The organism is Mesorhizobium sp. P2_A8, assembly GCF_056404935.1.
The window spans coordinates 990,425-1,004,123 of the sequence record NZ_JBFUDB010000001.1 but is presented as its reverse complement, the minus strand read 5'-3'; the positions used below and the strand labels follow the sequence as shown (position 1 = coordinate 1,004,123).

Genomic DNA, 13,699 nt, shown 5'->3' with positions numbered 1-13,699 from the left:
ACGCAAGTGGGAGTTTGCCGGCCTTCCGTTTCCCGTGCCGGGCTGGTAAGGGCCACACGATATGAGCACATTCACCATCTTGCTTGGCGGCGATCTCATCCACACGCCCCGGCTCGACCGCCAGGTCGCAGGCTCCCGCGTCATCGCCGCCGACGCCGGCATCGGCCATGCGCGGCTGCTGGGTCTTGTCCCGGAACTGTGGGTGGGTGATTTCGATTCCGTGCCCGCCAACCTGCCGGACGATCTCGCCGCCGTACCCCGCCGGACCTTCCCGGCGGAGAAGGACAAGACCGATGGCGAATTGGCCATCGCCGCCGCGCTGGAGCGCGGCGCGACCAGCCTGGTGCTCGCCGGCGCCTTCGGCGGCAAGCGCGCCGACCACGCCTTCCTGCATCTGGCGCTCGCCCTGCGGCTGGCCGAGGCCGGGACGAGGATGCTTCTGAGCAGCGGCGCCCAGGAAGGCGCCCCGCTGCTGCCCGGGAAAGCCGGCTTCGACTATGCCGACGGCACGCTGTTTTCGGTGCTCGGCTTTTCCGATCTTTCCGGCCTGACAGTCACCGGCGCCAAATGGCCGCTCGATCACGTCAAGGTGGCGTTCGGCTCGTCATTGACCATCTCCAACGAGGTCAGGGGTCGCCTCGAAGTCACGCTCGGCCATGGCCGCGCGTTGTTGCTAGCTCACCCTTATCCCCTACCTGAAAGCTGACATGGCCCCGCCTCTTCTCAATCTCGACGGGATAAAACTGACCTTCGGCGGCACGCCGCTGCTCGATGGCGCCGCCTTGACCGCGTCGGCCGGCGACAAGATCGCTTTGGTCGGCCGCAACGGGTCCGGCAAGTCGACGCTGCTGAAGATCGCCGCCGGCCTGATCGAACCGCAGGACGGCGAGGTGTTCCGCCAGCCCTCGGCGACCGTCCGCTATTTGCCGCAGATGCCCGACATGGAGGGTTTTGCAACGGTCCGCGCCTATGTCGAGGCGGGGCTCGGCCCCGCCGACGATCCCTATCGCGCCAGCTATTTGATGGAGCATCTCGGCCTGTCGGGCGAGGAGCGACCGAACGATCTTTCCGGCGGCGAGGCCAGGCGCGCCGCCCTCGCCCGCGTCATGGCGCCGGAGCCCGATATTCTGCTGCTTGATGAGCCGACCAATCATCTCGATCTCTCGGTGATCGAGTGGCTGGAAGAGGAACTCGTCCGCACCTCCTCGGCGCTCGTCGTCATCTCGCATGACCGCCGCTTCCTCGAGCGCGTATCGCGCGCCACCGTCTGGCTCGATCGTGGCCAAACCCGCAGGCTGGACAAGGGCTTTGGCCATTTCGAGGAATGGCGTGACCTTGTGCTGGAAGAGGAAGAGCGAGAGCAGCACAAGCTCGGGCGCCAAATCGTGCGCGAGGAGCACTGGCTGCGCTACGGCGTGACGGCGCGGCGCAAGCGCAACATGCGCCGGCTGGGTGAACTGCAGACCATGCGCCAGCGCTTCCGCGGCCATCGCGGCGCCGAAGGTTCGGCAACCATGGTGGCCAGCGACGCAGCCGAATCCGGCAAGCTGGTGATCGAGGCGAAAAACATCGAGAAGAGCTTTGGCGACCTCACCGTGGTCAAGGGATTCTCGACCCGCATCCAGCGCGGCGATCGCGTCGGCCTGGTCGGGCCGAACGGCGCCGGCAAGACGACGCTGCTGAAGATGCTGACCGGCGAGATGCAACCCGACGCCGGTTCGGTGCGGCTCGGCACCAATCTGGAGATCGCCACACTCGACCAGAAGCGCGAGGCGGTCGACCCGCAGGAGACGCTTGCGCAATATCTCACCGACGGACGCGGCGAGAACCTCGTCATCAATGGCGAGCAGCGCCATGTCGTCTCCTACATGAAGGATTTCCTGTTCAAGGCTGAGCAGGCACGTACGCCGGTGCGCGAGCTTTCCGGCGGCGAACGGGCGCGGCTCTTGCTGGCGCGCGTGCTGGCGCGGCCGGCAAACCTTCTGGTGCTCGACGAGCCGACCAACGATCTCGACATGGAAACACTGGAGCTGCTGCAGGAATTGGTGGCCGGCTTTGCCGGCACGGTCATCCTGGTCAGCCACGACCGCGATTTCCTCGACCGCACCGTGACCAGCATCATCGCTCCGGACGGCGGCGGCCGCTGGATCGAATATGCCGGCGGCTATTCCGACATGCTGGCACAGCGTGGCGGCACCAAGCTCGACGACCGCAAGGCTCGCCCGAAGGCCGAAGCCGGCGAAGCCCCAGTGACGGCCAAAAGTGAGGCCGCGGCGCCAAAGGGGCCGGCGAAGAAACTGTCGTTCAAGCAGAAATTCGCGCTGGAATCCCTGCCCAAGAAAATCGAGGCCGTGATGGCTTCCATCTCAAGGCTTGAGAACAACATCGCCGATCCGGCCTATTACGAGCGCGATCCGGCCTCGTTCCAGAAGACCATCGCCGCCCTCGACAAGGAGCGCGCGACACTGGCGGCGCTCGAGGAAGAGTGGCTGGAACTGGAGATGCTGCGCGAGGAGATGGAAGGGTAATGGTGTTCGCGGGCCTTATATTGGACGCATAAAGGGACGCGAACTCCATGCTTCAATCGAAGTCGGCGAAAATCCGTCGGCCATCAGTTCGCAGTTGATCGAAGACGCCAAAGCGTTGGGCATCAACATTTCTTGCGCCGCGGAGATGGGTATTGTGAAAGCGATCTCGGCGAAAAAGACGCGTCAATGGGCAAGAAGAGAACAACGAAGCCATTGCAAGCTGGAACGACCATGTCGGACGCAAAGGACTGCCCCAAGCCAAATATCGGCTGTTTTGATGTCGCCTAAGGCGCTCTCGTCTCAGCCCGCCGTCTTCGCCTGCCAGGCCTTGATCGCTTCGTCGAACACCTTCTCGCCGGGAATGCCCTTTTCCATGGTCAGCAGCGCCCGCCGACCGGTCTTGTAGACGACCGGCACGTCGATCCAGTCCTGCCCGCGAAGCAAGGTCATGTTGGCGTCCTCATCGGCCTTGGTGTCGTTGAGCGCGACGAGGAAGAAGCCGTCGGCGATCTTGGCCGGGATGCCGATCAGCGGGCTGCCGGCATCTTGCTCAGAACTCTTCATGGCGACACGCAGAATGTTGTCGACACCGCCGCCTTCGAAGCCGTCGGGCGTCAGGAAGATCATCTCGATGATGTGGCTGGCCGGCAGTGTCTGGTCGGTGTTGCGGCGGATGGTCATGCGCAACTGGATGTCCTTGCCCGGTATGGTTGCCTCAGCGCGGATTGCCGGCTCCGGCGGCAGGTCGCCACCGGGCGATTCCTGCACCAGTGACCAGACGATGCTGCCGGGCTCCGCCGAACCCTGGGCGGTGCTGGTGCGTTCTTCATAGAAGATCGCCTTCTGGCCGACCGGCAGCGCGGTTTGCGCGGGCGCGGCCGCCGGTGCTGGCGGCGTGGCGCCTGCCGGTGCCGGAGGAGTGGCGGCAGCATCAGCCGGCGCAGCGGGCGCTCCGCTGGCAGGTGGCGTTGCGGGTGCCGTACCCGGCGGCGGCGTTGCGGCGGGTGCGGCCGCGGCCGGGGTGCCGGTAGCCGGGGCGGAAACCGCCGGCGCGTTCGTCGCCGAGGGCGGCGTGGTCAGCGCGGCGACCGATTCGCCTTCGCCGATGCCGCTCTGTCCGCCGGCCGGGCCGGGATCGACTTCGCTGCCCTGTGGCGTCAGCCGCTGCGTGAATTTCGTGCCTTCGGTTTCTGTGCCGGCAGCTGCTGGCGCCGGCGGCGTTGCCGCGGCATCGGTTGCCGGCTTGGCCGGCGCCGGCTTCACCGGTTCGGTCTTGACGACCTTGGTGCTGCCGTCAAGTCCCAGCATCTTGCCGAAGGCGTCCTTGTTCAGCCAGATACCATAGCCACCGCCGGCAACGACCAGCAAGGCGACGATGGCGGCGATCAGCCCGCCATAGCTGCGCTTGCGTTCTGCCGGGCTCAGGCGCTCAAAAGTATCCGACACCGGCTCTTCGTTGCTTGAAAAGACATCGACCCCGTCGTCGGCCACCTCCTCGCTGTCCATGCCCGGAAGGGCCGTGTCAGCGCGAGCAGAAGGCGCCGCTGTCGGCTTTTGCCAGCTAGGCTCGACCTTGGCGACAGGTGGTGGCGCCGGTCGATATGGTTCCGGCTTGCCGAGAGGCGGCGGCGGCCAGGTCGGTTCTGCCTTCGCCGGTTGCCGTGTATGGCTCGGCTGGTTCTTGTTGCGGTCGATGGAAGAAAAGATGTGTTCCAGTTCCGCCAGCGGGTCGGTCTCCGGACCGCTCTTGGCATAGTCCCGCTCGACACTTACGACAGCGTCTTCCAGGGAGCGCTTCTGCTTGGCTATGACCTCGGCGGACAGCGGCGGCGAAAACTCCGCAAGTTTCTTTTCGAGCGCGGAACGCGCGCCGTCATAGATCCGCTTGCGCGTATCGAGTCCCGGCTCGCCGTGCTTGTCGAGCTGCCTTTTCAGAACAGAAACGAAATCTGCCATGCTTCGGTCGACCTGTATTTTGCTCCCGGGCCGGCCCCCGCAAATCAGCCGCGATGCCCCGGAAAGGCTGAGAAACTAGTCTTGAAACGGATCGGTCACAAGTATCGTGTCGTCCCGTTCCGGACTTGTGGATAGGAGCGCGACAGGGGCGCCGATCAGCTCCTCGATGTAACGAACATATTTGACGGCCTGGGCCGGCAGGTCGTTCCAGCTGCGCGCGCCGGCGGTGGTGCCTTTCCAGCCCTCCAGCGTCTCGTAGACCGGTTCGACGCGCGCCTGCGCGCCCTGGCTGGCCGGCAGGTAGTCGATCATCTCGCCGTCGAGACGGTAGCCGGTGCAGACCTTGATCTCGTCCAGCCCGTCGAGGACGTCGAGCTTGGTCAGCGCGATGCCCTTGATACCGTTGACGGCGACGGCCTGGCGCACCAGCACCGCGTCGAACCAGCCGCAGCGGCGCTTGCGGCCGGTGACGACGCCGAACTCATGGCCGCGCGTGCCGAGAAACTCGCCGATCTCGTTTTTCTGCTCGGTCGGGAACGGGCCTTCGCCGACGCGCGTCGTGTAGGCCTTGGTGATGCCGAGCACGTAGCCGATGGCGCCCGGGCCGACGCCGGAGCCGGCGGCCGCCTGGCCAGCGACCGTGTTCGACGAGGTGACGAACGGATAGGTGCCGTGGTCGATATCGAGCAGCGTGCCTTGCGCGCCCTCGAAAAGGATGCGCTCGCCGGCCCGGCGCTTGTCGTCGAGGATCTTCCAGACCCGGTCCATATAGGGCAGGATCTCGGCCGCGACCGAGGTCAGTTCATGCATGATGGCGTCATGCGTGACTTCGGCATGGCCAAGCCCGCGACGCAGCGCATTGTGATGCGTCAGCAGCCTGTCGACCTTCAAGGGCAGCGTTTCCAAATCCGCCAAATCCATCACCCGCACTGCGCGCCGGCCCACCTTGTCTTCATAGGCGGGGCCGATGCCACGACGGGTCGTGCCAATCTTCGTTCCGGAGTTGGAGGCGGCGTCCTCGCGGAATCCGTCCAGCTCCCGGTGCAGGGACAGGATAAGCGCTGTGTTTTCGGCTATTTTCAGGCGCTCCGGCGTCACGTCGACACCCTGCGCCTTGAGCTTTGCCACCTCGGCGACGAAAGCATGCGGGTCGAAAACGACGCCATTGCCGATGATGGACAGCTTGCCCTGCCGCACGACACCCGACGGAAGCAAGGACAGCTTGTAGACCTTGCCGTCGACGACCAGCGTATGGCCGGCATTGTGGCCACCCTGGAAACGCACCACCACATCGGCGCGTTCCGACAGCCAGTCGACGATCTTGCCCTTGCCTTCGTCGCCCCATTGCGAGCCGACGACCACCACATTGGCCATGTTTCTTTTCCCTTGAGACGCCGCCGAGCGGCTTGAATATGGTTCGAAACGACAGGCCTCTATAACGTCAAGACCTCGTGAGCGCGACCTTTCTTTGCCGCCAAAAATGCGCTGAGGCACAACAATTTTCGGCTTTGACATCATTTACTTGGGCCGAAGGGGGCAATAGGCCGGCAAACACCGCTGCTCACCTCTGGCGGCCGGAATCCCGCGATGTATCGAAGCGCCTACATATTCCTGTTGCTCACCACCTTGCTGTGGGGCGGCAATTCGGTGGCCGGTAAGCTGGCGGTCGACCACGTCTCGCCGATGACGCTCGTCTTCCTGCGTTGGGTGCTGGCCGTGGCGATCATGCTGCCGATCGGCTTGCAGACGATACGCGAGGACTGGCCGATGGTGCGCAAGCACTGGCTCGTGCTGGCGGCCCTTGGCGCCAGCGGCTTCACCTTGTTCAACACGATCTTCTACACAGCGCTCAACTACACGACTGCGATCAACGTCTCGATCGAACAGGCGGCGATGCCGATCCTGATCATCGTCGCCAATTTCGTCTTCTTCCGCCTGCGCGTGAACTGGGCGCAGATTGTCGGCGTCGTGCTGACCATCGCCGGCGTGGTCCTGACCGCCTGCCACGGCGACCCGCGCCGGCTGTTGACGCTGGAGCTCAATTTCGGCGACGCCATCATGCTGGTCGCGGTGTTTCTCTATAGCGGCTATTCGGTCGGACTGCGGCTGAAGCCGGTGATGCACTGGCAGAGCCTGATGCTGGCCCTGTCGGTTGCCGCCCTCGTCACCTCGCTGCCCTTCTTCCTGTGGGAGGTCGCCGCCGGCAAGGTCATCGTGCCCGACGCGCGCGGCTGGGCGGTCATCGTCTATACCGCGATCGGCGCCTCGGTCATCTCGCAGATCTTCTACATCAGGGGCAACGAACTGATCGGTGCCAACCGCGCCGGCCTGTTCATCAACCTGGTGCCGATCTTCGGCACCCTGCTGTCCGTGCTGATCGTCGGCGAGACGTTCCAGCTCTATCAGGCACTCGCTTTGGTGCTTGTGCTGGGCGGCATCGGGCTTGCCGAATACAGCGGGCGCAAGGCAGCGAGACTGCCGTCAGCCAGAACACGATGAACGAACGAAAGGCGCGGGCCAGGCCGCGCCTTTCGATCTTTCGCAACAGCTCGGGATCACATCGCGTTGATGTCGAACTGCAGCCGCTTGGCCGAAGCGATCGACTTGTGCGCCTTGACCTGTTCCAGCACGTTCTCCGGGAACGGTGCATCGAGATAGAGCAGCGCGATCGCATCGCCGCCCGGCCGGTTGCGGCCAAGCTGGAAGTTGGCGATGTTGACGCCGTTCTCGCCGCACACCGTGCCGAGCAGGCCGATGATGCCCGGCGCGTCGGCATTGGTGGTGTAGAGCATGTGCTGGCCGACCTCGGCGTCGAGGTTGATGCCCTTGATCTGGATGAAGCGCGGCTTGCCGTCGGAGAAGCAGGTGCCGGCGATCGAACGCGTCCTGTGCTCGGTCGTGACCGTCAGCTTGATGTAGCCGTCGAACACGCCCGATTTGTCGCGCTTGACCTCGGCGACGATGATGCCGCGCTCCTTCACCATGATCGGCGCCGACACCATGTTGACGTCGGAGACCTGCGGCCGGATCAGCCCGGCAAGTGTGGCGCTGATCAGCGCGCGCGTGTTCATCGTCGCGGTCGAGCCGTCGAACAGGATCTCGACCTCCTTGATCGGATCCTCGGTGACCTGGCCGACAAAGGCGCCGAGCACTTCGGCGAGCTTGACGAAGGGCTTCAGGCGCGGCGCTTCCTCGGCGGTGATCGACGGCATGTTGATGGCGTTGGAGACGGCACCCTTGATCAGGTAATCGGCCATCTGCTCGGCGACCTGCAGCGCGACATTCTCTTGGGCTTCCGCCGTCGAGGCGCCGAGATGCGGTGTCGCCACCACGTTCTCCATGCCAAACAACGCGTTCTGCTCGGCCGGTTCGACCTCGAACACGTCGACGCCGGCGCCAGCCACCTTGCCGCTCTTCAGCGCCGCGATCAGGTCGGCCTCGACGACCAGCCCGCCGCGCGCGCAATTGATGATGCGCACGCCGTTCTTCATCTTGGCGATCGCCGCGGCGTCGATGATGTTGCGCGTCTTGTCGGTCAGCGGCGTGTGCAGCGTGATGAAGTCGGCGCGGGCGAAAAGCTCATCCAGCTCGACCTTGTCGACACCGAGTTCCTCGGCACGTTTGTCCGACAGGAACGGGTCGAAGGCGATGACATGCATCTTCAGGCCAACGCCGCGCGTGGCGACGATCGAGCCGATGTTGCCGCAGCCGATGACGCCCAGCGTCTTGCCGGTGATCTCGACGCCCATGAAGCGGTTCTTCTCCCATTTGCCGGCATGGGTCGAGGCGTTGGCTTCCGGGATCTGGCGGGCCAGCGCGAAGATCATGGCGACCGCATGTTCGGCGGTGGTGATCGAGTTGCCGAAGGGCGTATTCATCACGATGATGCCCTTGCGGCTCGCCGCCGGGATGTCGACATTGTCGACACCGATGCCGGCGCGACCGATGACCTTGAGATTGGTGGCGGCGTTGATCAGCTTTTCGGTGACCTTGGTAGCCGAACGGATGGCGAGGCCATCATATTGGCCGATCACTTCGGCGAGCTTTTCCTTGTCCTTGCCGAGGTCGGGCAGATAGTCGACCTCGACGCCTCGATCCTTGAATATCTGCACGGCGGTGGGAGAAAGTTTGTCTGAAACGAGAACGCGGGGCATGGATTTGATCCTTTGCGATTGGCGTCCCTCCCGCTTGGGAAGGGTCGGCGCGAAGCGCCGGGATTGGGTTGTTGCGGCCGACGCGGCCAAATCTTGTTTGGATGGTGAGAGCTGGGTGGAGATGACCCCACCCCGTCCTCCGGCCATCCTCCCTTCAGGGGAGGACTCAGGCCGCAGCCTTGAGCGACGCCTTCTGCGCGGCAAAGGCCCAGTCGAGCCAGGGCAGCAGCGCTTCGAGATCCGACGTCTCGACCGTCGCGCCACACCAGATGCGCAGGCCGGGCGGTGCGTCGCGATAGGCGCCGATGTCGTAGGCGACACCTTCCTTGTCGAGCACTGACACCAGCCCCTTGGCGAAAGCCGCCTGTCCGTCGGCGTCGAGCGCGGACACGTCCGGATCGGTGAAGGACAGGCAGACCGAGGTGTTCGACCGCGTCGCCGGCTCGACGGCGAGATGACCGAGCCATGACGACTTGCCGACAAAGCCGTCGAGGACGGCGGCATTGGCATCCGCTCTGGCGACCAGCGCCTCGAGGCCGCCGATCGACTTCGCCCAGTGCAGCGCGTCGAGATAGTCCTCGACGCACAGCATCGACGGCGTGTTGATGGTCTCACCCTTGAAGATGCCTTCGATCAACTTGCCGCCCGAGGTCAGGCGAAAGATTTTCGGCAGCGGCCACGCCGGCTTGTAGGTCTCCAGCCGCGCGACGGCTCGAGGCGACAGGATCAGCATGCCGTGCGCGCCTTCGCCGCCCAGCACCTTCTGCCAGGAGAAGGTGACGACATCCAGCTTCTGGAAATCGAGCCTCTGTGCAAAGGCGGCCGAAGTCGCGTCGCAGATGGTCAGGCCCTTGCGATCCGCAGGAATGAAATCGCCATTCGGGACGCGCACGCCAGAGGTGGTGCCGTTCCAGGTGAAGACCACATCGCGATCGAAGTCGATCTTCGCCAGATCCGGCAGTTCGCCATAGCCGGCTTCGATCCTGCGCACGTCGGCCAGCTTCAACTGCTTGACCACATCGGTGACCCAGCCGGAGCCAAAGCTCTCCCAGGCGACCATGTCGACGCCGCGCTCGCCGAGCAGCGACCACAGCGCCATCTCAACCGCGCCGGTGTCCGACGCCGGCACGATGCCGATGCGGTAGCCGGCCGGAACCTGGAGGATTTCCCGCGTCAGCTCGATCGCCTGTTCGAGCTTGGTCTTGCCGATCTTGGCGCGGTGGGAGCGGCCGAGCGCAGCCGCTTTCAGCGCCTCGACCGACCAGCCGGGGCGTTTTGCGCAGGGACCTGAGGAAAAATTGGGGTTTGCCGGACGGAGTCCGGGCTTCGTATGTGTCGTCATCGTGGTCTATCCTTCCAGATAGTGGCCCCTCGTTGGGGAGGGGTGGCCCACGGACGGCGATATTCGTTCGGGCTTCGGGCGTCAAGAGGAAAGTTTTTGTCGCTGCCGGGATACCGGCGATCGGCGATCAGGATGTCGTGACTTCAAAAGCAAACGGCGGACCGAAGAGATCCGCCGTCATTGTCTTCATCCGAACCGAGCCTGCTACCAGAGATCGTAGCGCAGCCCGAGCTTGATCTGATGGTTGCTGATCCCCTTGTGGACCGGAAAGGAAGTCAGGCTTTCGGCCGTCACATATTCGGCGTCGGGGGCGGAAAAATACTGATAGCCCAGATCGACGGAAACATTCTTGGAAACCTGATAGGCAAGGCCCGCATTCAGCGTATAGGCCAGGGAGTATTTGGTCTTGTCGTCGTTCAGGACGAAATCGTCGGTGGGATCAAGGTTGTCGGTGAAATAGGTCGCCGAAAGCTTGCGCGTGCTGCGGACAACACCGATACCGGCGCCGAGATAGGGCGTGATCCCGACATAGGTGCCAAGATCGACATAGCCGTTGAGGATGCCCGAGAAGGCGTAATTCTTCAACGATGCAGATGCTTCGGTTGACGTTGCCGGCGGCAACACGATCCCGGTATCATCATAGCCGACGCCGATCTTGTTGCCGGGCAGATAGCCGAGATTGAGATCGGCGCGCAGATAGTCGTTGAAATGGTAGCCGAAGCCGATGCTGGCAAAGATGGGATCTTCCTTGTCGCTGAAACTGGCCGGCGTGAAGGCGAAATCCTCATTCTCGAAGCTCTTCTGCGCCAGATAAGAAACATCGCCGCGCAAATACCAGCCCGAGCCGACCTCGACCGGTACATAGTCTTGCGCCTGGTCGACATAGATCGGTGGATCGTAATCGGCAGCGAGTGCGGGCGTCAGCGGCACGAGGCCGAGTGCGGCAAGCGCCAGCAACATACGCGATGTGAGTGTCATGGTACCCGACTCCCGAATTTGGCGCCGCCAGCAATTGCAACGGCAGCCATCGTTTCAGGCATCATTGTTAACCATAGTGGTTAAGTGCTGGTTAAGGCTAACAGAGCGTTAGCGAATTCATTTCCGGCGGAAACTTTCATTCCAGGCGACCCAAACGAAAACCGCCCGGCTGATGCCGGGCGGTTCGCGAACTTTCAAGCAAAGCAAGTGTTACTTGGTGTAGACTGGCTCGGGTTCGGGCTGGTAGGCCACCGGAACGGAGCAACCGTTGTTGCCGCCAAACTGATAGCGCAGGCCACCGCGCACCTCGTGGGTGCTGATGCCGTCGTCGAAGCCAGGGCCGGCGCTGCTCGCATCCCATTCGAACATGCGGCCGCCCTGGATGTGGCTGTAGCGATAGCCCGCATCAAGGATCACCTTGTCCGTCAGGCAGTAGGAAGCACCTGCCATCAGGGCGTAGGCGAAACGCCAGTTGGATGCTCCGGGATTGGTCTCGGTGGTGTTCGGGTCGTAGACTGTATCCCACTTGACGCGCGCGCCGCCGATACCTGCGCCGACGTAAGGCGTGATGCCGTGCCAGGTGCCGATATCGACATAGGCATTGGCGAGCAGCAACAGGGCGCTCATCTTCGACACCTCGGTCGAGGTCGTGAGGAGATCCGAGGTACCGCCATCAAAGTTCGACTTGAACCAGTAATCGGCGGTCAGATCCGTCCGGAAGTGATCGTTGATCTTGTAGCCGACGCCGCCACCGAGCGAGAAACCGCCCTTGAGCTTGCCGAAGTCGAAACTCTTGCTGCCGGGGGTGACCGTACAGTTACAGGGATCGATGGTGTAAGTCATGTAGTCGATGCCGCGCAAGGTCGACTTGTGATAGTCAAGGTCGCCGCGAATGTACCAGCCACCGACATCGGCCGGTTGCTCGTAAACCGGCGGCGGAGCCTCTTCGACCACCGGCTCCTGAAGGTCGGCTGCGAACACCGGCCAGGCCAGGCCCGCGAACAGCGCGGCGAACAGGGCCTTTCTTGCTGTATTGAACATGCTTGTCACCCCTAGGAAGTTCGGAACGGCCATCGTGTCCGAAATGCGATTGGCTTTCAGTCGTGGATAATGAATTGCAAAGGTTAAAAGGCGTTTAACCCTGTTGCTTAACCACGAATCTCGAAACTTTTGAGGAAGCGGCGCGCGGTCTCCGGAGGCCGGGATCGCCGCCGGCCAACAAAAAAGCCCGCCGGAAAGGCGGGCTTTGAGCGGGTGGAGGTGCTACGGCGCGACACCCTCCGGCGCGCTGGGCGCGACGCCTCCGGGCGCGCTGGGGATCAGGCGGCGCTGCGCGTTTCCGAGATGACTTCGACGATGTCGTTGACGACGGCCTCGACCAGTTGCGGATCGTCGCCCTCGGCCATCACGCGGATCAGCGGCTCTGTGCCGGATGGGCGGATGACCAGCCGCCCGGACTTGCCGAGGCGGTGACGGGCGTCTTCGATGGCTGCCTTGACGGGAGCTTCCTCAAGCGGCTTGCCACCGGAAATTTGGACGTTCTTCAAAAGCTGCGGCACCGGTTCGAATTTCTTCGACAGTTCGCTGACCGGCCGGCCCTGCCGTTTGATGCAGGCCAGCACCTGCAACGCCGAAACCAGGCCGTCGCCGGTGGTCGAGAAGTCCGACAGCACGATATGGCCCGACTGTTCGCCGCCGACATTCAGCCCGTGTGCACGCATATGCTCCACGACATAGCGGTCGCCGACCTTTGTGCGGTGCAATTGCAGCTTCATGTCGCCGAGGAAGCGCTCGAGACCGAGATTGGACATGACGGTCGAAACGACGCCGCCGCCGGCAAGCCGCCCGCTCTGGTGCCAGGATTCGGCAATCAAGGCCATGATCTGATCGCCATCGACGATCGCCCCGTTTTCATCGACGATGACGACACGATCGGCATCGCCGTCGAGCGCGATACCGATGTCGGCGCGCACTTCGTGCACCTTCTTCTGCAGGCCGGCGGGATGGGTCGAGCCGCATTCCTTGTTGATGTTGAAGCCGTTGGGTTCGACATTGATGGCGACGACTTCGGCGCCCAGTTCCCACAGCGCTTCGGGCGCCACCTTGTAGGCCGCGCCATTGGCGCAATCGACGACGATCCTGAGGCCCGAGAGTGACATCGAGCGCGGCAAGGTGCGCTTGGCGAATTCTATGTAGCGGTCATGCACGCCGTCGACGCGCTTGGCGCGGCCAAGTCCGTCGGAATCGGCGAGCGCCAGTTCGATATCCTTGTCGAGCATGCCCTCGATGCGCTCCTCGATCTCGTCGGAGAGCTTGTAGCCGTCGGGGCCGAACAGCTTGATGCCGTTGTCGTAATAGGGATTGTGCGAGGCCGAGATCATGACGCCGATATCGGCTCGCAGCGAACGCACCAGCATGGCGACCGCTGGGGTCGGGATCGGGCCGAGCAGGAACACATCCATGCCGGCGGCGCACAGGCCGGACACCATCGCATTCTCGATCATGTAGCCGGAAAGCCTGGTGTCTTTGCCGAGCACGACGCGATGACGATGACTGCCGCGCTGGAAGGAGAGGCCGGCGGCCATGCCGACCCGCATCGCGATTTCAGCGGTCATCGGAAACTTGTTGGCGCGCCCGCGAATGCCGTCCGTGCCGAAATAATTCCCTGCCATGCTAGCCAGATTCCTCGACAGTTCTTCCCGGCGCGTCATGCCACAATTGGCCAGCACGCCATGATCACA

Annotated in this window: 11 protein-coding genes and 1 pseudogene; 5 read left to right on the top strand and 7 right to left on the bottom strand. The window is 63.5% G+C overall.

Annotated features, from left to right (window positions below; translation table 11 throughout):
- Positions 1-61: 61 nt before the first annotated feature.
- The 4 genes and pseudogenes from AC1D10_RS04905 (at position 62) to AC1D10_RS04890 (ending at position 2,806) form a co-directional block, all read left to right on the top strand.
- Entirely contained in the window at positions 62-706 is a 645-nt protein-coding gene (locus AC1D10_RS04905) for a thiamine diphosphokinase (RefSeq protein ID WP_477269204.1), read from the top strand.
- Between the two features lies 1 nt (position 707).
- A complete protein-coding gene (locus AC1D10_RS04900; protein WP_477269202.1) occupies positions 708-2,528 on the top strand; it encodes an ABC-F family ATP-binding cassette domain-containing protein in 1,821 nt (606 codons plus the stop codon).
- A 94-nt stretch (positions 2,529-2,622) separates the two neighbouring features.
- Positions 2,623-2,676: pseudogene (locus tag AC1D10_RS04895) on the top strand (hypothetical protein); the annotation flags it as partial.
- Positions 2,677-2,740: 64 nt separating this feature from the next.
- Positions 2,741-2,806: a hypothetical protein gene (locus AC1D10_RS04890; protein WP_477269852.1), complete on the top strand. Its 66-nt coding sequence runs from the start codon at positions 2,741-2,743 to the stop codon at positions 2,804-2,806.
- Positions 2,807-2,828: 22 nt separating this feature from the next.
- Here AC1D10_RS04890 and AC1D10_RS04885 read toward each other — a convergent pair whose 3' ends face one another.
- Together AC1D10_RS04885 and AC1D10_RS04880 are read right to left on the bottom strand one after the other, a co-directional pair.
- Positions 2,829-4,484 carry a hypothetical protein gene (locus tag AC1D10_RS04885; RefSeq protein ID WP_477269200.1) on the bottom strand — a complete coding sequence of 552 codons (1,656 nt, stop codon included), beginning with the start codon at positions 4,482-4,484 and terminating at the stop codon, positions 2,829-2,831.
- Positions 4,485-4,559: 75 nt separating this feature from the next.
- On the bottom strand, positions 4,560-5,858 hold the full coding sequence (locus AC1D10_RS04880) for an adenylosuccinate synthase (RefSeq protein WP_477269198.1): 1,299 nt from the start codon (positions 5,856-5,858) through the stop codon (positions 4,560-4,562).
- Between the two features lie 213 nt (positions 5,859-6,071).
- Between AC1D10_RS04880 and AC1D10_RS04875 the strand changes: the two genes are divergently transcribed.
- Complete coding sequence (locus AC1D10_RS04875) at positions 6,072-6,983, top strand: DMT family transporter (RefSeq protein WP_477269196.1); 912 nt, start codon at positions 6,072-6,074, stop codon at positions 6,981-6,983.
- A 56-nt stretch (positions 6,984-7,039) separates the two neighbouring features.
- Here AC1D10_RS04875 and serA read toward each other — a convergent pair whose 3' ends face one another.
- The 5 genes from serA to glmM all read right to left on the bottom strand — a co-directional run bounded on the left by serA (position 7,040) and on the right by glmM (position 13,630).
- Positions 7,040-8,638 carry a phosphoglycerate dehydrogenase gene (gene serA, locus AC1D10_RS04870; protein ID WP_379095305.1) on the bottom strand — a complete coding sequence of 533 codons (1,599 nt, stop codon included), beginning with the start codon at positions 8,636-8,638 and terminating at the stop codon, positions 7,040-7,042.
- A 166-nt stretch (positions 8,639-8,804) separates the two neighbouring features.
- On the bottom strand, positions 8,805-9,980 hold the full coding sequence (locus AC1D10_RS04865; RefSeq protein ID WP_477269193.1) for a phosphoserine transaminase: 1,176 nt from the start codon (positions 9,978-9,980) through the stop codon (positions 8,805-8,807).
- 204 nt (positions 9,981-10,184) lie between these two features.
- Positions 10,185-10,958 (bottom strand): outer membrane protein, encoded by a 774-nt coding sequence (locus tag AC1D10_RS04860; RefSeq protein ID WP_477269191.1) that lies wholly within the window; start codon positions 10,956-10,958, stop codon positions 10,185-10,187.
- A gap of 210 nt (positions 10,959-11,168) precedes the next feature.
- A complete protein-coding gene (locus AC1D10_RS04855; protein WP_477269189.1) occupies positions 11,169-11,999 on the bottom strand; it encodes an outer membrane protein in 831 nt (276 codons plus the stop codon).
- Between the two features lie 278 nt (positions 12,000-12,277).
- Positions 12,278-13,630: a phosphoglucosamine mutase gene (gene glmM / locus AC1D10_RS04850; protein WP_477269187.1), complete on the bottom strand. Its 1,353-nt coding sequence runs from the start codon at positions 13,628-13,630 to the stop codon at positions 12,278-12,280.
- Positions 13,631-13,699: the final 69 nt, after the last annotated feature.